The following is a 17250-nucleotide window of genomic DNA, read 5'->3' as shown; positions in this document are numbered from 1 at the left end:
TCGGACCTTAAAGCGTAGCAGGTGAGGATGACGGCTCCTGGCTAAAAAGGCGCAATAGCGTCTCAACCTGTTCATCAAGCGGGGCGAGGGAACGCTTAACAATCAGGTGTAGCGGCGTTGCCCTGCGCGCGCCGTGGCTCAGCGGCAGGCGTTTTAGTACACCCTGATCCAGCTGGGTCTGGATGCGTTCCTCCGGCAGCCAGCCGTAGCCGACCTGAGAGACGACGGCCTCTATGGCGGCATCGATGGTGGAGAAGGTCCACGACTCGCCGGCAGCACGCGCGGCGGGCTGGCTGTCCGCAATCTGGATGAGCGGCCACGGGCGCAGCATCTCATCATTGAGCGGCGCGTCGAGGTGAAACAGGGGATGCCGGGAATGGGCCACGGCAACAAAGTCGATATTCATCAGCCATTCGCCGAGCCCGGTAATGTCCTGGCGGCGGGTTAAGACCATCACATCGGCTTCGTCGTTAATGGCGTCGGCGCGGGTATTTTCCAGCACCTCGGTCAGACGTACCTGAGTCTGCGGATACTGCTGCTGGAACTGACGAAGAATAGCGAACAGGCGGCGGCGCGGGAAAATGGAGTCCACCACCAGATCCAACCGCGTGCGCATCCCGTTGCGAAGGGTCGCTGCGCGCGTCTCAACGTACGAAAACGCTTTCAGCAGCGGTTTAACCTGGTTGAGAAGAAGCTCTCCGGCCGGGGTTAACACCGCCCGTCGCCCCTCCGGGACCAGGAGCGCCACGCCGAGTCGCTCCTGCAGCAGCGACAGGTTATAGCTCACCGAGGACTGGCTGCGGTGCGTTTCTTCCGCCGCTCTGGCAAAGCTGCCCGCCTCAACTACCTTTTCCAGTAAAGACCATTGTTCAAGCGTCGTCTTATGCATGATTTATCTAAAATTTGGATGAGTTTGATTAAAATATAGCGTTATTTATTCATTTTTTGAAGGGGTACAATCTTCTCATCAAAACAAAGGAGACATTTTATGAACACCTTCGACAAACACGACTTGAGCGGCTTTGTTGGTAAACATCTTGTATATACCTACGATAACGGCTGGAACTACGAGATTTACGTAAAAAATGAGACCACGCTTGATTACCGTATTCACAGCGGTCTGGTAGCCAACCGTTGGGTGAAAGATCAGCAGGCTTACATCGTGCGGGTAGGGGAGAGCATCTATAAAATTTCCTGGACCGAGCCAACCGGCACCGACGTCAGCCTGATTGTGAACCTGGGCGACAAACTGTTCCACGGCACCATCTTCTTCCCGCGCTGGGTCATGAACAATCCGGAAAAAACCGTCTGCTTCCAGAACGATCATATTCCGCTGATGAACAGCTATCGCGATGCGGGCCCGGCGTATCCAACCGAAGTGATTGATGAATTTGCTACGATCACCTTTGTTCGCGACTGCGGCGCCAATGATGAAAGCGTGATTGCCTGCGCGGCCAGCGAGTTACCGAAAAATTTTCCAGATAACTTAAAATAAGCGCGACAATTAACTAAAAAGAAAAGTTCCCGGTTATTTCTTCTTTTACAGAAATAACCGGGATTTTTTTTGTTTGTTTATGCTTGGTTTAAAAATTACATCTTGTAAAAATTGAGTTGGATCACGAAATAAATAATTCATAATTATCTAAATCATTGTTTATAAATGAGATGTAATTGGTTTTGTTACCTCTGCAATACACATCTTAATTTTTCCCTAAGAAATGAACGATACCTTGATATGAGTTTATGGTTCGTTGAAATAAACGAAAAAGTAATTGGGTAATATCAAGCGCGTGCCATTCTTATTGCAAGGAAATTAATGATGAGTGATTTTTTGCCTTTTTCCCGCCCGTCGATGGGTCATGAGGAATTAGCGGCGTTGCAGGAGGTTTTAACCTCCGGCTGGATCACCACTGGGCCTAAGAATCAGGAACTTGAAGAGGCATTCTGTCAACTTACCGGGAATCAGCATGCGATTGCCGTCTGTTCAGCCACCGCGGGTATGCACGTCACGCTGATGGCGCTGGATATTGGCCCGGGCGATGAAGTCATTACCCCTTCCCAGACCTGGGTCTCCACGCTGAATATGATCGTGTTGCTGGGTGCCACGCCGGTCATGATTGATGTGGACAAAGATACATTAATGGTGACGCCAGAAGCCGTTGAAGCCGCCATTACCCCGCGTACCAAAGCCATTATCCCCGTTCATTATGCCGGCGCGCCGTGTGAAATCGACGCCATTCATGCCATCGGCGAACGTCACGGTATTCCGGTTATTGAAGATGCGGCCCATGCCGCCGGAACGTACTACAAGAACCGTCATGTGGGCTGGAAAGGAACGGCGATTTTTTCCTTCCACGCCATTAAAAATATGACCTGCGCGGAAGGCGGCTTAGTCGTCACGGATAATGCCCAGCTGGCACAGCGGATCCGCAGCCTGAAATTCCATGGCCTGGGCGTAGATGCCTATGACCGCCAGACGCACGGCCGCGCGCCGCAGGCGGAAGTGATCGCGCCGGGCTATAAATACAATCTGGCGGACATCAACGCCGCGCTGGCGCTGGTGCAGTTAGGCAAGCTGAAAGAGGCTAACAGGCGCCGCCAGGAAATTGCTGAACGCTACCTGCGTGAGCTTGCCGATACGGCGTTCCAGCCGCTCACCATTCCGTCATGGCCGCACGTGCACGCCTGGCACCTGTTTATTATTCGCGTTGACGAAGCGCGCTGCGGGATCTCACGCGACAACCTGATGGCGGCGCTGAAAGAGAAAGGCATCGGTACCGGCCTCCACTTCCGCGCGGCACACACCCAAAAATACTACCGCGAGCGTTTTCCTGATGTATCGCTCCCGAATTCTGAATGGAATAGCGCGCGTATTTGTTCTCTCCCTCTTTTCCCGGATATGACTCATGACGACACAACCCGCGTCATTACCGCACTCCATCAGCTTGCAGGACATTGATATGTTCAGTGCACCGCCTGTACAAAAAGTTTCCGTGGTAATCCCGGTTTATAACGAGCAGGAGAGCCTGCCCGAACTGATCCGCCGTACAACCGCCGCCTGCGACACGATGGGCAAGGCTTATGAAATTCTGCTGGTAGATGATGGCAGTAGCGATCATTCCGCGCTGATGCTGACCGAGGCCGCGCAGGCCGAAGGCAGCCATATTGTTGCCGTGCTGCTCAACCGCAACTACGGCCAGCACTCGGCGATTATGGCGGGGTTTAGCCATGTCACGGGCGATCTGATCATCACCCTGGACGCTGACCTGCAAAACCCGCCGGAAGAGATCCCGCGTCTGGTCGCCAAAGCCGATGAAGGCTATGACGTGGTCGGCACGGTACGTCAGAACCGTCAGGACAGTCTGTTCCGCAAGCTGGCCTCACGCACCATCAACCGCCTTATCCAGCGCACGACCGGTAAAGCGATGGGCGATTACGGCTGCATGCTGCGCGCCTACCGCCGCCACATTGTCGACGCGATGCTGCACTGCCATGAGCGCAGCACCTTTATTCCGATCCTCGCCAACACCTTTGCCCGCAAGGCAACGGAAATTCCGGTTCTGCACGCCGAGCGCGAGCACGGGGAATCGAAGTACAGCTTTATGCGTCTCATCAACCTGATGTATGACCTCATCACCTGCCTGACCACCACGCCGCTGCGTCTGCTGAGCGTGTTCGGCAGCATCATCGCCGTGGCCGGTTTTGCGCTGTCCGTTCTGCTGGTGGTGCTGCGCCTGGTCTTTGGCCCGCAGTGGGCGGCGGAAGGGGTCTTCATGCTCTTTGCCGTGCTGTTTATGTTCATCGGCGCCCAGTTTGTCGGGATGGGCCTTCTCGGTGAATACATTGGCCGTATCTATAACGATGTTCGCGCGCGTCCGCGCTACTTTATTCAACGTGTTGTCCGTCAGGAACACAAAGCATCTCAAGAGGAAATTCACCCATGAAAGCTGTTGTATTTGCCTATCACGATATGGGGTGCACGGGCACGCTGGCCCTGCTGGAAGCGGGCTATGACATTGCGGCAATCTTTACCCATCCGGACACGGCCGGAGAGAATAACTTTTTTGGCTCCGTGGCGCGTATCGCCGCCGAGCGCGGGATCCCGGTTTATGCACCGGACGATGTAAACCATCCGCTGTGGGTGGAACGCATCCGCGCGCTCGCGCCTGACGTAATCTTCTCGTTCTACTATCGCAGCCTGCTTTCCGACGAGATCTTAGGTCTGGCCGCAAAAGGCGCCTTTAATCTTCATGGTTCTCTGCTGCCCGCCTACCGCGGCCGCGCGCCGCTGAACTGGGTGCTGGTGAACGGTGAAACGGAAACGGGCGTAACGCTGCACCGCATGGTGCGCCGTGCGGACGCGGGCGCTATCGTGGCACAGCAGAAGGTCGCTATTGATGCGGACGAAACGGCGCTGCAGCTGCATCAAAAGCTGAATGCGACGGCGCAGACGCTGCTGCGTGATGCACTTCCAGGCATCCTCAACGGCACCTTCAGCGAGACCGCGCAGGATGAGAGCAAGGCAAGCTGCTTTGGCCGCCGCGCGCCGGAAGATGGTCGTCTGGACTGGAATAAGCCTGCCCGCCAGCTGCACAACCTGGTGCGCGCCGTGACCGACCCGTGGCCGGGCGCGTACAGCTTTGCGGGCGTAAGCAAATTTATCGTCTGGAAATCCCGCGTGCGTGACGATATTCCGGCTGCCAAACCGGGCACCGTCGTCTCTGTCTCTCCGCTGATTGTGAGCTGCGGCGAGCAGGCGCTGGAGATCGTCACCGGACAAACCGACAACGGCCTGTACGTTCAGGGCACGCAGCTGGCGCAGTCTCTGGGTCTGGTGGCCGGGGCGCTGATTACCAGCGCGCCGGTGGTTGCCATCAAGCGCCGTACCCGCGTGCTGATCCTCGGCGTGAACGGCTTTATCGGTAACCACCTGACGGAACGTCTGCTTAAAGACGACAACTACGAGATTTACGGTCTGGATATCGGCGCGGATGCCATCAGCCGTTTCCTCGACAACCCGCGTTTCCACTTCGTGGAAGGGGACATCAGCATCCATTCCGAGTGGATTGAATACCACATTAAAAAATGCGACGTGGTGCTGCCGCTGGTCGCCATTGCCACGCCAATCGAATACACCCGTAACCCGCTGCGCGTGTTCGAGCTGGACTTCGAAGAGAACCTGAAGATCATCCGCGACTGCGTGAAATACGACAAGCGCATCATCTTCCCGTCCACGTCTGAAGTGTACGGCATGTGTACCGATAAGAACTTCGATGAAGACACCTCCAACCTGGTGGTCGGGCCGATCAACAAACAGCGCTGGATTTACTCCGTCTCCAAACAGCTGCTGGACCGCGTGATTTGGGCCTACGGTGAGAAAGAAGGCCTGCGCTTTACCCTGTTCCGTCCGTTCAACTGGATGGGCCCGCGTCTGGATAACCTCAACGCGGCGCGTATCGGCAGCTCCCGTGCGATCACCCAGCTGATCCTGAACCTGGTAGAAGGCTCGCCAATTAAGCTTATCGAAGGCGGGAAACAGAAACGCTGCTTTACGGATATCAGCGACGGTATCGAAGCGCTGTTCCGCATCATCGAAAACAAAGATAACCGCTGCAACGGTGAAATCATCAACATCGGTAACCCGGACAACGAAGCGAGCATTCGCGAGCTGGCAGAGATGCTGCTGGCCAGCTTTGAGCGCCATCCGCTGCGCGACAAGTTCCCGCCGTTTGCCGGCTTCCGCGAAGTGGAAAGCAGCAGCTACTATGGTAAGGGCTACCAGGACGTTGAGCACCGTAAGCCAAGCATTCGCAACGCGAAGCGCTGCCTCCACTGGACGCCGACGGTGAAGATGGAGCAGACCATTGACGAAACGCTCGATTTCTTCCTGCGCACCGTGGAGCTTTCGGAACAGGCCTCATGAAAAAAGTCGGTTTACGCATTGATGTCGACACCTTCAGGGGAACGCGTGACGGCGTACCCAAACTGCTGGAACTGCTGAACAAACACGATGTGCGTTCCAGCATTTTCTTCAGCGTGGGGCCTGACAACATGGGACGCCATTTATGGCGTCTGATTAAACCGGCATTTCTGTTCAAAATGCTGCGCTCGCGCGCAGCATCCCTCTACGGCTGGGATATTTTGCTGGCAGGCACCGCCTGGCCCGGCAGACGTATCGGCGCGGGTAATGAAGCCGTTATCCGCGAGGCGGCGCAGCATCATGAGGTGGGTCTGCACGCCTGGGACCACCATGCCTGGCAAGCCTGGGCGGGAGTCTGGGATATCCCGCGCCTGTCCCGTGAGGTCGAGCGTGGGATGCTGGAGCTGGAGGCCATTACCGGTCAGCCCGTGCGCTGCTCCGCCGTGGCGGGATGGCGTGCGGATCAGCGCGTCGTGAAGGCCAAAGAAGCCTTTGCGTTTCGCTACAACAGCGACTGCCGCGGAACCGGACCATTTTTGCCGCTGTTAGGCGAAAATCGCTACGGAACGGTGCAAATTCCGGTCACGCTTCCCACCTGGGATGAAGTGGTCGGGCGCGAGGTGAAGGCGGATGAGTTCAATCGCTACATTCTGGACCGCATCCATCGTGACGCCGGCACGCCGGTGTATACCATCCATGCCGAAGTGGAAGGGATTGCGTATCAGCATGATTTCGATGAACTGCTGACGATGGCCGCTCAGGAGGGCAATGAATTTTGCCCGTTGAGCGAGCTGCTGCCGGACGACCTCAGCACCCTGCCCGTGGGCAAAGTCGTCCGTAATGAAATGGCTGGCCGGGAAGGCTGGCTTGGCTATCAACAAACCGTGAGTCCGGTCCCATGAAAACAGCCCGTTATGGCTTAGCGCTTCTCGCACTGTTTATCGTTTACTACCTCATTCCGGTCGATGTCCGTCTGCTCTGGCAGCCTGATGAAACGCGCTATGCGGAAATCAGCCGCGAAATGCTGGCATCCGGAGACTGGGTAGTCCCGCATTTTCTGGGGCTGCGTTACTTTGAAAAACCGATTGCTGGCTACTGGATCAACAGCATCGGGCAGTTGCTGTTCGGGCACACGAACCTCGCCGTGCGCGCCGGGTCTATCTTTTCTACCGGCTTAGCCGCGCTGCTGGTCATCTGGATAGCATGGCGTCTCTGGCGAGATAAGCGGACCGCTATTTTCTCCGGTCTTATCTTCCTGACCCTGTTCCTGGTGTATGGCATCGGCACGTATGCGGTGCTGGATCCTATAATCACCCTGTGGCTGGTGGCGGCGATGTGCAGCTTCTGGCTGGCATCACAGGCCCAAACCGTTTCCGGAAAAGCGGGTGGCTATGTGCTGCTTGGGCTGGCCTGCGGGATGGGGGTGATGACCAAAGGCTTCCTGGCGCTGGCCGTTCCGGTGATTGGCGTGCTGCCGTGGGTGATCGCCCAGAAGCGCTGGAAAGAGGTGCTGATTTTTGGCTGGCTCGCGATCCTGAGCTGCGTGCTGATTGTTCTGCCGTGGGGGCTGGCCATTGCGCAGCGTGAGCCTGACTTCTGGCGTTACTTCTTTTGGGTTGAGCATATTCAGCGTTTTGCCCAGAGCGACGCGCAGCATAAAGCCCCGTTCTGGTACTACATACCGTTCCTGATTGCGGGCAGCCTGCCGTGGCTGGCACTTTTGCCCGGCGCGATTCGTCTTGGCTGGAATGACCGACAAAACGCGGGTGGCGGGTTCTATCTGCTGGGTTGGGTGGTGATGCCGCTGCTGTTCTTCAGCATCGCCAAAGGCAAGCTGCCGACCTATATCCTGCCCTGCTTTGCCCCGCTGGCTATCCTGATGGCGCGCTATGCCTGCCTCGCGGCGGAAAAAGGTGCCAGAGCGTTACGCATTAACGGCGGGATTAACCTGGCGTTTGGCGTTATCGGCGTGGTGGCGGCGCTGGTGGTCTCGCCGTGGGGACTGTCGAAGCATCCGGTCTGGACGTCGGTTGAACTGTATAAAGTCTTCTGTGCGGTGGTGGCGTTCCTCATCTGGGCCGCGGTAGGCTGGTTTACGTTCAGACAGAGCCAGCAGCGCTGGTGGCTGGCGGCACTGTGCCCTGCAGGGCTGGCGCTGCTGATTGGTTTTGCCATTCCGAACCTGGTGGTGGATTCCAAACAGCCGCAGTCGCTGGTCGATACCGTGCGCGAGCCGCTTCAGGAAAGCCGATTCGTGCTGGCCAATAACGTTGGCGTGGCCGCGGGCCTGGCGTGGGAGCTGAAGCGCAATGACATCACGATGTTCGATCAAAGCGGCGAACTGCGCTACGGACTGGATTATCCCGATGCGAAAGATCGTTATGTTGATAAAGATGACTTCGCGCAGTGGCTGGCGGAGCATCGTCAGCAGGGGCGCGTATCGCTGGTGATTCTTCTGTCAAAACACGATGAAATCGCGCGCGCAAATCTGCCGAAACCGGACAGCCTGTATATTCAGGGGCGTCTGGCCCTGCTGGAGTATCTGCCGAAGTGATGACCTGGATCTGGCTGATACTGGCAAGCCTGCTCAGCTGCGCGGGACAGCTGTGCCAGAAACAGGCCACCCGTCCGGCGAAAGCCGGGCGGCGCGGGGCGCACATCGCGCTGTGGCTTGGCCTGGCACTGCTGGCGCTGGGCAGCGGGATGCTGGTCTGGCTGGTGGTGCTGCAACGCCTGCCTGTCGGTATTGCCTATCCTATGCTGAGCCTCAATTTTGTCTGGGTGACGCTGGCGGCGAAGGCGTTCTGGCGTGAGCACGTTGCTGCGCATCACTGGCTGGGGGTAGGGTTCATCATCATTGGGATTGTTATCCTGGGAGGGAGCCTGTGAAGGGTGCATTCTGGGCCTTATGCAGCGTGCTGTTAGTCAGCGCGGCGCAGCTGCTGCTGCGCAATGCCATGCAGGCACTGCCACCGGTCAGTGAGATCCTGGTGTTTGTTTCCGCGCTGTGGCACTTCTCGTCCGGCACGGGCGCGCTGCTGCTGGGGTTGACGGGGTATGTGGCGTCCATGGGCTGCTGGTATCTGGCGCTGCACCGTATGGCGCTCAGCAAAGCCTATGCCCTGCTGAGCCTCAGCTATATTCTGGTGTGGGGCGCCGCGATCCTGCTGCCTGGCTGGGGGGAGCGCTTCTCCTGGCACGGGCTGGTGGGCGTCGGGTTTATTATTCTGGGCGTGTTAGCGATTTTTCTGCCCCGAACGTCCCGAGGTGAATAATCGACTCGTGGGTCAGGGTGTAAGGGGTCGATGTGCAGACGGCAAGGCTCAGCGAGCCGACCTGTAGCTGGCTGACCGCGTGCGCCTGCGCCGTGCTGTCGATGCTGACAATCTGCCATGCGCTGCCGCCACGCTGTTTCACAATCGCTTCTTTCCGCGTCCAGATACGCCAGAACGCGGAAAGCCGTTCCTCGGGCACTTCACGCTCCAGCTCGTCATGCTCGGTCATGCTGAATACCGCATTAGCCAGCGCCTGCCAGTTCTTCCTCGGGCGAATCACTTCGATATCGCAGCCGACTTCACCTTCATCGCTCATCAGCAGGGCAATATCGTCACCGCTGTGGCTCAGGTTGAACCACAGCGGATGACCCTTCGCAAAGGCCGGTTTGCCCTGCTCGCCGTAAATGATGTCGGGGAGCGGGCGAGGGGATAACGTTCTGGCGAGCAGCGTCCTCCCGGCCAGCCAGGAGGCCTGTCGGGCACCCTGAGGCGCCCTGTCTGCGAGCGCTGACGCCATCGGGTCCGCGCAAAGAGTGGAGATTTTTCCCAGTACAAACTGGTACATAGTTACGCCCAGCGTTTAATGATAATCGAGGTGTTGATGCCGCCAAACGCGAAGTTATTGCTCTGCAGATACTCGCAGTCAATCTGACGGGCTTCTCCCATAATATAATCTAAAGCACCGCATTGCTCATCCGGCTGCGTTAAATTGAGCGTCGGGGCAAACCAGCCTTCACGCATCATCTGCAGGCTCATCCACGCTTCCAGCGCGCCGCAGGCACCCAGCGTATGGCCAAAATAGCTCTTCAGCGAGGAAACCGGCACGCTGTCACCATAGATAGCGGCGGTGGCCAGGCTTTCGGCGATATCGCCGCGATCGGTGGCGGTACCGTGCGCGGAGATATACCCCATATCCCGGGCGCTTAATCCCGCCATGGACAGCGACTGCTCCATGCAAATCTGCATGGTTTCACGCTGAGGCTGGGTGATATGGGCCGCGTCGCAGTTAGTGGCAAAGCCCACGATTTCGCCGTAGATCGTGGCCCCGCGCGCTTTTGCGTGCTCGAGCTCTTCCAGAATCAGGGTGCCTGCGCCTTCCCCAATCACCAGACCATCGCGCTGCGTATCAAATGGCGACGGGGTGTGCTTAGGGGCGTCATTGCGCTGGCTGGTGGCGAACAGCGTATCAAATACCGCCGCTTCAGACGGACACAGCTCTTCCGCGCCCCCCGCGACCATCACGGTCTGATACCCGTGGCGAATGGCCTCCCAGGCGTAGCCAATCGCCTGGCTGCCGGAGGTACAGGCGCTTGAGGTCGGGATGACGCGGCCGCGTAGTCCAAAGAACAGGCCGGTATTCACCGCCGTAGTGTGCGGCATCATCTGGACGTAGGTTGTCCCGGTGATGTTATTGGTGTGCTTTTCGGTGAGCATGGTCGCGAATTCGCTGACCGGACCGGTGCTGCCTGTCGAAGAACCGTAGGCGATACCGGTTTGACCGTTGGTGAGCACCGCTTCGCCAATCAGCCCCGCCTGCTCCAGCGCCAGCTCGGTGGCGCGGGTCGACATCAACGACACGCGGCCCATGGCGCGAATACGCTTGCGGGTGTAGTGTTCCGGCAGCGAGAAATCGTCGATCGGCGCGCCCAGCAGGGTGTGCAGGCCATCATACACCTGCCATTCCGGCATTTTACGCACCGCGTTTTCATACGCCAGCAGCCTGCTGGACACGGAATGCCAGTTTTCGCCAAAGGCGGTCACGCCGCCCATGCCCGTGATCACCACGCGACGCGTCATAGCATTCCTCCGTTAATGGAAATGACCTGGCGGGTAACATAGCCCGCGATATCCGACATCAGATAGCTTGCCAGCCCGGCGACCTCTTCAGCCTGGCCCATACGTTTCATTGGGATGATGGACATGGCTTCCTTCAGGGCGGCTTCTTCCATCTCAATCATGCCGGTATCAATCAGGCCCGGAGCAATGCAGTTGACGGTGATTTTGCGTTTTGCCAGCTCAATCGCCAGCGCTTTGGTGGCGCCGATAATGCCCGCTTTGGCCGCGCTGTAGTTCACCTGTCCGCGGTTGCCCATCACGCCGGACACGGACGATAAGGTGATAATGCGCCCGCCTTTACGGGTGCCAATCATCGGCATAATGCAGGGGTGAATGACGTTATAAAAACTGTCGAGATTGGTGTGGATCACGCTGTCCCAGTCGTCTTCGCTCAGCGCCGGAAAGGCGCCGTCGCGCGTAATTCCGGCGTTGCTGACCACGCCATACCATGCGCCATGGGCTTCAATCTCCTGCTCCAGCACCTCGCGGCACTGTTCGCGGTTGCCCACATCAAAGGCGAGTAGACGACCGTTCCCACCCGCCTGCGTGATGGCGTCCAGCGTCTCCTGCGCGCCTGCGGCATCACGATGGTAATGCACGCCTACGGTAAACCCGTCGGCGGCGAGCTGGCGGGCAATGGCGCGCCCTATGCCTTTGCTGGCCCCTGTGACCAGTACGGAACGACTCATGCGTTAGATTCCTGATTAAAAAGCGATGTTAATTCTTCTGCGCTCGGCTGGAAGGTGTTGACCCGGCCCGTGGCCAGCGTCTCTTCATTCGCGGAAATCGCGCATTCAAAGCTGCCGAAGCGTTCGTCCTGCATCAGCAGCTTAACGGTGATGTCCAGCGTCAGGCCTGCGGCGAAATGCCCGCTGGCGCAGACCAGCTCGCGCGCGCCGAGCACCATGCCCAGCGCGATATGTTCCTGCCCCTGCTGCTGGCGATGCCAGCCCGACCAGACGCCGACGGTCTGCGCCATCAGCTCGAGCGCGTACCAGCCCGGCAGGTCGCCATCGGCATTGAGAAACGGCGCCAGCACGCTTTGCCCGTTGACGGCCACGCGGCAGACCGCCGTGTCATCCGTAACGTTCTCAACGGACCCCAGCAGCATCATTGGCGCCTCGTGCGGCAAATAGGCTTCGGGTGATAAGTAGCTCATGAGGCTCTCCCCAGCAGGATGCTGGCGTTATTGCCGCCAAACGCGAACGAGTTAGACAAAATGACCGGTTTTTTCAGAGCGGTGCGCTGGTGCAGCAGGCCGCACGGCGCCAGAGTGTCGTCCGGCGCGTAGCGGGCGAAGTCCTGCGGCGGCAACGGCAGATCGCGCGTCAGAATCAGCCAGCTCAGGGCCGCTTCGGTAATACCGGCGGCGCCCAGCGTATGGCCAGTAAGGTGTTTGGTTGAGCTGCACGGCACGCTTTCCCCGAAGAGATCGTGCACCACCTGCGATTCAATCTGATCGTTGAGCGGCGTGGCCGTGCCGTGCAGGTTGATGTAGCCGATATCCTGCGGCTGCATACCCGCTTCGTTAAGCGCCAGCGCGATAGCCCTTATCGCCCCTTCGCCCTGCGGATGCGGAGCGGAAATATGGTACGCATCGCTGGATTCGCCCGTTCCGAGCAGCGCCACGTCGGCGGGCTCCCGGCTCAATACCATCAGCGCGGCGGCTTCACCGATGGTGATCCCCCGGCGGTCGCGACCAAACGGCTCGCAGAGCGTAGGGGAGAAGGATTCAAGGCTGTTAAAGCCGTTGACGGGCATCCGGCTCAGGGTATCGGCCCCGCCGACGATGGCGATGTCCACCAGCCCGGCTTCAATCAGACGTTTGCCGCCGATCATCGCCCGCGCGCTGGAAGAGCAGGCCGTCGAGATCGTATAGGCCGGGCCTTCGAGCTGAAGCCAGTTGGCGAGGAAGCGGGACGGATCGCCAAGCTCCTGCTGCGGATACTGCCAGCGCGTGCTCGCTTCGCCATGGGTCATGCGGCGCACGTGCTCATCGCCCTCATCCAGCCCGGAGGTGCTGGTCCCCAGCACCACGGCCACGCGGTCGCGGCCGACGCGGGCGATGGCCTCGTCAACGGCGGGCTGAATCTGCGCCAGCGCGGCCAGCAGCAGCTGGTTATTGCGGGTGCGGTGTGCGGAGAAGGCGTCCGGGATGGGCGGAAGCTCGCCTTCCACGCCGCCCAGTACGGCTTCGGGTAAACCCTGCAGCCAGCCGGTCCGGGCGTGCATCCCCGGCGCCACGCCTGCCGTCAGGTTCGCGGCAATCTCGTCAGGCGAGTTGCCCAGCGCGTTGACCATGCCAACAGCGGATATATAAATCATCTCAGTCACCCAGATATTGAATGGTGATGTGGTATTTAAAGACGTGTTGCTCGATGCTGATCGGCTCGCGCTTGCCTTTGCGCTGCAGGTAGATAATCTCCGTCACCAGCTTGCCGCTGGCGTTGCGAAGCTCGCGCCGATCGCCATTGTCCGTTAACGTCCAGCCCTTCGGCAACTGTGGCTGCCAGGCGCTAATCGGCCAGTGGCTGAGCATCACGTCGGCCAGCACCTGGCTGGCGGGCGGCAGCTGCGGCACGACGATCGACTGCTCGGTATGAATACCGCTCTCATCGTACGTCGCCAGGAACAGGCGAATGCCCACGGAAGAGAGCCCGGCCAGCGTCACCTTATGCGCATCCGCGTTGAGCATCACCAGCAGGGACTGCGTTTGTCCGTTAAAGCTGCCTGTCAGCAGCTGCTGGGAGCTTACCGCCGGGCTGATGCCGGGCGGCGGCAGCGTAACTTTAGTTCCCGGCTGGAGCCAGGCCTGGGGCCGCGTCTCTTTGGTATCGGTCGAATGGCTGCAGCCTGCCAGCAGCAGCGCCGCGGCCAGCGCAACGGCGCGATAAAAAGCGTTCATTTACGTTTTCTCTCTTTCTTATCCGGCATCGCCAGCGGAGCCAGCAGGAAGGCGGTAAAAATACCGCTTACCAGCACGATACCAAAGCTGCTGATGGCCTGGGTGGCGCTGAAGACGAGCATGCCCAGCGTCAGCAGCGTGGTCATCATGGCCAGCGTAATCGCCAGCATGGAGGTCAGCGGCGTACCGCGCGGGTTGCTGAAAAACAGCGTGTAGTTAATGCCAATGCCGAGCACCAGTACCAGCGCCAGCAGTGAGAACAGATTCACCGGGTGGCCCGTTGCGGCCAGCACCGCCAGGCCGCAGCTCAGCGACAGCACGGACGGCACCAGGCTTATCAGCCCTTTACGCCAGCCGAGGCGCAGCATCGCCCCGCAGGCAATCACCGCCAGCGCGGCAAACAGTAGCCCCGTCAGCAGCGTGCGGTAGAGGGCAAACAGGCTGTCAAAGCTGGCTTTGCGATCGACCCAGACGACGCCGTCATGGCGCGCGGCCAGTTCACCGAGGTAAGCGCTGTTTTTCGCGCCGTCCACCGGCACCAGCACGCCGCTTTCCCCGTTGGGCAGGGTCAGCCAGAGCAGACGCCAGCCTTCGCTGGCCGGGCTTTTAAGCCACGCGTCCACGCTGACCGGCATGGCGTCGAGGTTCGGGGATACGGCGCTGAGCCCGGCGCTTTTTAGCACGTTCGTTACCGCAGGAGCAGCCTCGCGCAGCAGCTTCAGATCGCTTTTCTGGCGCACCAGCGAGTTCAGCGGCAGCGTACGCCAGCGGACGATCTCTCCGGCTTTCTGCGCCTGTGCCAGCGCCGGGGTAAAGGCTTCCAGCCGCTCCAGCGTTTGCTGAGGCGAGGCGCCATGAACCACAAACCATTTCTGATCGACGCTCTGTCCGGTCAGGGCGGTAATGGCCTTCTCCTGCGCCAGAATATCTTTCGGCAGCGCCTGCAGCTGGGCGATGTCGTCGTCCACCCTCAGGGTGCTCATCCCTACGGCGGAGAGCAGCGCCAGCGCGACGGGCAAACCAACGGACAGTTTTTTATTGCGTCGCCAGGCGGCCAGCCAGCGCAGCATGATAACCATCAGCGGAACCGGGCGCACCGGTAAACCCCGGCACAGCCACGGATGCCAGAAAATCACCGTCAGGCAGGAGGCGCTCAGCCCGACGGCGGCGAACACTGCCATCTGGCGGATCCCGGGGAAGGGGGCCAGCATCATAATCAGGTAGGCGGCGACGGTCGTCAGCAGCGCCAGCAGCAGCGCATTGCGCACTTTCGCCAGGCTTTGCCAGGGGGAATGCTCCGCGCCGTGCACCATCCGTTCGGTCAGGTAGTAGAGCGTGTAGTCGGCTGAAATACCGATGATGCTCATGCTCATCACCAGCGTCATCAGGTGCAGTTCGCCAAAGAGCAGCAGCGTCACCACCGTACCCGCCAGCGCGCCGATGGCAATGGAGAGCACGCTCAGCAGCAGCGGGCGCAGAGAGCGGAACACCGCCACGATGAGCAGGAACACGCCAAGCAGGGTGGCGATGCCCAGCGTCGAGACGTCGCGTTTGGCCTGCTGGCTGGCGTAATCGCTGTAGAACACGGTTCCGCGGGAAAGCAGCTGCGCCTGCGGGAAACGCGCTTTTAGCCTCTCCTGCAGCGCGTTAAGCGTCGTCACGAGCCGGTGGGTCTGCTGCATATCAAATGACGAGCCCGCCAGCTCGCCGTGCAGCAGATACCAGTAGTTTCCCGCCTCATCCTGTGTGACCAGCCAGCCGTCCATCAGCCGCAGCTTCTGGCCGTTTTGCGCCAGAGCGAGCTGCGAGCCGCGCATCAGCATCAGGGGATCGTTTTGCAGCTCTTTGCCGCTGACGCCGGAAAAGGCCGAATAGAGCTGAGATAAAATCCACTGCGCCTGCGCTTCTCCGCCGTTTTGCAGGCGGGCGCGGGTGGCGGGATCGATCAGGCCATTTCGGTGCTGCCAGAAGAACTCTCCCCAGGCCTTTTGCCCGGCGGCGTCCATTGGGCCTTTGACCTCGCTGAGCGAATCGCTGCTTTGCAGCAGCGCCAGCCACTGCTGCGCCACGCGCGGATCGGGCTCTTTGCCGGGGCTGACCATCCAGACCAGCTGGCGGTCGAGACGCTGCATAAACCCGTCGTTGAGCGCCGGCGGGATCGCCCCCAGCGTCTGCTTCGGCAGCATGGCCAGCACGCTGCTGTTCAGACGCGCGCCGGGCAGCAGCGACAGCAGCACGCCCAGCAGAATCAGGCATAGCGTGGCCCACAGCAGCGCCGGGCGCAGGGATTTACGGTGCGGCAAAGCGTTGGCGTTCGTCATCGGTCAGGCTGGCGGGCGTCAGTTGGTGGCGTGAAAGGGCGATATCGGTACGGTCGCCCTGTTTGTCGTTGAGGCGAATCGTCTCCAGATAGGTCGCGCCGCCCAGATCGAGGGTGGCGAAAATCTTGTCCAGCGGCGTCGTTTTTGGCGTAAGCACCAGCGACCAGCGGCCCGCGCCCAGGTCTTTGAAATCGATGCGGAAGTTCTCTTCAAGCACCCTGCGGTCGGCCTGGAACAGGGCCCGCAGAAGATGGTTGAACTGGAACATCTGCGGATTATTGTCGGCGGTGACGGTCTGCGGCGGCTGGCCGTTAATGGCCTGAACCATCCGCTTGTCGTCCAGCAGGAGCGTCATCGGAAACGGCGCTTTTTGATCCCACAGCAGGCCGCTGTCGCGGGCGATCAGCATCTCGCCCTGCGAGCGCAGCGGCTGCGGCATATCTTTTATGGTGCGAACCTGTTCGAAGTGCGCGCGCACGACGGGCTGCCCGGTGAAGCGCTGCTGAAGTTCATCCAGCGTCACGGCGCTGACCAGCGGGCTGACGATCAGCGCCAGCAAAGGCAACCATTTCATGGCGTTACTCCCATACGTTCAAACAGTATTGCCGGACTCACAAAGCACATTTCGCGGGTGGCTTCTTCCACCGCCACCTGGATGGTGTAACCGGTGGTTGTGCGTTTGCCGGTCTGCGCATCGAAAATTTGATAGGCAATGCGCAGGCGGTTTTCATACTCTTCAACGTGCGCGCGGACGCGAATACGCTGCTCAAAGGTCACCGCATCGCGGTATTTCACCCGGGTATCGACGACGGGCCAGACGTAGCCGGAGGCCTTCATCTGGCGATAGCCATAGTCAAACTGATTGAGCAGCGCCTCGCGGGCGATCTCAAAGTAGCGGAAATAGTTACCGTGCCAGACCACGCCCATCATATCGACGTCGTGGAACGGAACGGTGATCTCAACTTCAGTCGTAAAGCGGGGATCGGTCAGCAC

At 59.5% G+C, this 17250-nt stretch carries 18 protein-coding genes; 8 read left to right on the top strand and 10 right to left on the bottom strand.

What is annotated here, in order from left to right; genetic code table 11:
- Positions 1 to 7 precede the first annotated feature (7 nt).
- Positions 8 to 889, bottom strand: coding sequence for a LysR family transcriptional regulator (locus WM95_RS24220; RefSeq protein WP_023309542.1), 882 nt, complete (start codon positions 887 to 889; stop codon positions 8 to 10).
- Between the two features lie 99 nt (positions 890 to 988).
- Here WM95_RS24220 and WM95_RS24215 point away from each other — a divergent pair, with 99 nt between their 5' ends.
- The 8 genes from WM95_RS24215 to arnF all read left to right on the top strand — a co-directional run bounded on the left by WM95_RS24215 (position 989) and on the right by arnF (position 9195).
- Positions 989 to 1495 (top strand): phenolic acid decarboxylase, encoded by a 507-nt coding sequence (locus WM95_RS24215; RefSeq protein WP_063409089.1) that lies wholly within the window; start codon positions 989 to 991, stop codon positions 1493 to 1495.
- A gap of 324 nt (positions 1496 to 1819) precedes the next feature.
- A complete protein-coding gene (arnB, locus tag WM95_RS24210; RefSeq protein ID WP_063409090.1) occupies positions 1820 to 2959 on the top strand; it encodes a UDP-4-amino-4-deoxy-L-arabinose aminotransferase in 1140 nt (379 codons plus the stop codon).
- 1 nt (position 2960) lies between these two features.
- Positions 2961 to 3944: an undecaprenyl-phosphate 4-deoxy-4-formamido-L-arabinose transferase gene (gene arnC / locus WM95_RS24205; RefSeq protein WP_032667968.1), complete on the top strand. Its 984-nt coding sequence runs from the start codon at positions 2961 to 2963 to the stop codon at positions 3942 to 3944.
- Positions 3941 to 5923, top strand: coding sequence for a bifunctional UDP-4-amino-4-deoxy-L-arabinose formyltransferase/UDP-glucuronic acid oxidase ArnA (arnA, locus tag WM95_RS24200; protein WP_063409091.1), 1983 nt, complete (start codon positions 3941 to 3943; stop codon positions 5921 to 5923). The genes arnC and arnA overlap by 4 nt, the downstream gene beginning before the upstream one ends.
- Positions 5920 to 6822: a 4-deoxy-4-formamido-L-arabinose-phosphoundecaprenol deformylase gene (gene arnD / locus WM95_RS24195; RefSeq protein ID WP_088544991.1), complete on the top strand. Its 903-nt coding sequence runs from the start codon at positions 5920 to 5922 to the stop codon at positions 6820 to 6822. Before arnA ends, arnD begins: the two co-directional genes overlap by 4 nt.
- Positions 6819 to 8474 (top strand): lipid IV(A) 4-amino-4-deoxy-L-arabinosyltransferase, encoded by a 1656-nt coding sequence (gene arnT, locus WM95_RS24190; RefSeq protein ID WP_063409092.1) that lies wholly within the window; start codon positions 6819 to 6821, stop codon positions 8472 to 8474. Before arnD ends, arnT begins: the two co-directional genes overlap by 4 nt.
- The gene (arnE, locus tag WM95_RS24185; protein WP_039263049.1) at positions 8474 to 8809 is read left to right on the top strand and encodes a 4-amino-4-deoxy-L-arabinose-phosphoundecaprenol flippase subunit ArnE; all 336 of its coding nucleotides are present in this window, start codon (positions 8474 to 8476) and stop codon (positions 8807 to 8809) included. Before arnT ends, arnE begins: the two co-directional genes overlap by 1 nt.
- Positions 8806 to 9195: a 4-amino-4-deoxy-L-arabinose-phosphoundecaprenol flippase subunit ArnF gene (gene arnF / locus WM95_RS24180; RefSeq protein WP_063409093.1), complete on the top strand. Its 390-nt coding sequence runs from the start codon at positions 8806 to 8808 to the stop codon at positions 9193 to 9195. The genes arnE and arnF overlap by 4 nt, the downstream gene beginning before the upstream one ends.
- Here arnF and acpT read toward each other — a convergent pair.
- From acpT to WM95_RS24135, 9 genes are read right to left on the bottom strand one after another with little or no spacing between them, the layout of a single operon-like run.
- Positions 9143 to 9760, bottom strand: a complete 618-nt coding sequence (gene acpT, locus WM95_RS24175) for a 4'-phosphopantetheinyl transferase AcpT (RefSeq protein ID WP_063409094.1) — start codon at positions 9758 to 9760, stop codon at positions 9143 to 9145. The two genes, arnF and acpT, sit on opposite strands and share 53 nt — an antisense overlap.
- A gap of 2 nt (positions 9761 to 9762) precedes the next feature.
- On the bottom strand, positions 9763 to 10992 hold the full coding sequence (locus tag WM95_RS24170; RefSeq protein WP_023309533.1) for a beta-ketoacyl-ACP synthase: 1230 nt from the start codon (positions 10990 to 10992) through the stop codon (positions 9763 to 9765).
- Positions 10989 to 11720, bottom strand: a complete 732-nt coding sequence (locus WM95_RS24165; RefSeq protein ID WP_032662188.1) for a 3-ketoacyl-ACP reductase FabG2 — start codon at positions 11718 to 11720, stop codon at positions 10989 to 10991. Before WM95_RS24165 ends, WM95_RS24170 begins: the two co-directional genes overlap by 4 nt.
- The gene (locus tag WM95_RS24160) at positions 11717 to 12190 is read right to left on the bottom strand and encodes an ApeP family dehydratase (RefSeq protein WP_063409095.1); all 474 of its coding nucleotides are present in this window, start codon (positions 12188 to 12190) and stop codon (positions 11717 to 11719) included. Before WM95_RS24160 ends, WM95_RS24165 begins: the two co-directional genes overlap by 4 nt.
- Positions 12187 to 13356, bottom strand: a complete 1170-nt coding sequence (locus tag WM95_RS24155) for a beta-ketoacyl-[acyl-carrier-protein] synthase family protein (protein ID WP_088544990.1) — start codon at positions 13354 to 13356, stop codon at positions 12187 to 12189. The genes WM95_RS24160 and WM95_RS24155 overlap by 4 nt, the downstream gene beginning before the upstream one ends.
- 1 nt (position 13357) lies before the next feature.
- Complete coding sequence (locus WM95_RS24150) at positions 13358 to 13936, bottom strand: DUF3261 domain-containing protein (RefSeq protein ID WP_063408960.1); 579 nt, start codon at positions 13934 to 13936, stop codon at positions 13358 to 13360.
- Entirely contained in the window at positions 13933 to 16257 is a 2325-nt protein-coding gene (locus WM95_RS24145; protein WP_063408961.1) for an MMPL family transporter, read from the bottom strand. The genes WM95_RS24150 and WM95_RS24145 overlap by 4 nt, the downstream gene beginning before the upstream one ends.
- On the bottom strand, positions 16226 to 16831 hold the full coding sequence (locus tag WM95_RS24140) for an outer membrane lipoprotein carrier protein LolA (protein WP_023309527.1): 606 nt from the start codon (positions 16829 to 16831) through the stop codon (positions 16226 to 16228). The genes WM95_RS24145 and WM95_RS24140 overlap by 32 nt, the downstream gene beginning before the upstream one ends.
- Positions 16828 to 17250, bottom strand: a complete 423-nt coding sequence (locus WM95_RS24135) for an acyl-CoA thioesterase (protein WP_023309526.1) — start codon at positions 17248 to 17250, stop codon at positions 16828 to 16830. The genes WM95_RS24140 and WM95_RS24135 overlap by 4 nt, the downstream gene beginning before the upstream one ends.

The sequence above is a fragment of the Enterobacter cloacae complex sp. ECNIH7 genome, from assembly GCF_002208095.1.
Taxonomy (GTDB): domain Bacteria; phylum Pseudomonadota; class Gammaproteobacteria; order Enterobacterales; family Enterobacteriaceae; genus Enterobacter; species Enterobacter cloacae_M.
The sequence above is the reverse complement of the archived record's forward strand: the minus strand, read 5'-3'. Positions and strand labels throughout refer to the sequence as shown.

Bases quoted from the DNA above. Each gene is read 5' to 3' on its own strand.
- WM95_RS24220 (WP_023309542.1), bottom strand. From the start codon at position 889: ATGCATAAGACGACGCTTGAACAATGGTCTTTACTGGAAAAGGTAGTT.
- WM95_RS24215 (WP_063409089.1), top strand. From the start codon at position 989: ATGAACACCTTCGACAAACACGACTTGAGCGGCTTTGTTGGTAAACAT.
- arnB (WP_063409090.1), top strand. From the start codon at position 1,820: ATGAGTGATTTTTTGCCTTTTTCCCGCCCGTCGATGGGTCATGAGGAA.
- arnC (WP_032667968.1), top strand. From the start codon at position 2,961: ATGTTCAGTGCACCGCCTGTACAAAAAGTTTCCGTGGTAATCCCGGTT.
- arnA (WP_063409091.1), top strand. From the start codon at position 3,941: ATGAAAGCTGTTGTATTTGCCTATCACGATATGGGGTGCACGGGCACG.
- arnD (WP_088544991.1), top strand. From the start codon at position 5,920: ATGAAAAAAGTCGGTTTACGCATTGATGTCGACACCTTCAGGGGAACG.
- arnT (WP_063409092.1), top strand. From the start codon at position 6,819: ATGAAAACAGCCCGTTATGGCTTAGCGCTTCTCGCACTGTTTATCGTT.
- arnE (WP_039263049.1), top strand. From the start codon at position 8,474: ATGACCTGGATCTGGCTGATACTGGCAAGCCTGCTCAGCTGCGCGGGA.
- acpT (WP_063409094.1), bottom strand. From the start codon at position 9,760: ATGTACCAGTTTGTACTGGGAAAAATCTCCACTCTTTGCGCGGACCCG.
- WM95_RS24170 (WP_023309533.1), bottom strand. From the start codon at position 10,992: ATGACGCGTCGCGTGGTGATCACGGGCATGGGCGGCGTGACCGCCTTT.
- WM95_RS24165 (WP_032662188.1), bottom strand. From the start codon at position 11,720: ATGAGTCGTTCCGTACTGGTCACAGGGGCCAGCAAAGGCATAGGGCGC.
- WM95_RS24160 (WP_063409095.1), bottom strand. From the start codon at position 12,190: ATGAGCTACTTATCACCCGAAGCCTATTTGCCGCACGAGGCGCCAATG.
- WM95_RS24155 (WP_088544990.1), bottom strand. From the start codon at position 13,356: ATGATTTATATATCCGCTGTTGGCATGGTCAACGCGCTGGGCAACTCG.
- WM95_RS24150 (WP_063408960.1), bottom strand. From the start codon at position 13,936: ATGAACGCTTTTTATCGCGCCGTTGCGCTGGCCGCGGCGCTGCTGCTG.
- WM95_RS24145 (WP_063408961.1), bottom strand. From the start codon at position 16,257: ATGACGAACGCCAACGCTTTGCCGCACCGTAAATCCCTGCGCCCGGCG.
- WM95_RS24140 (WP_023309527.1), bottom strand. From the start codon at position 16,831: ATGAAATGGTTGCCTTTGCTGGCGCTGATCGTCAGCCCGCTGGTCAGC.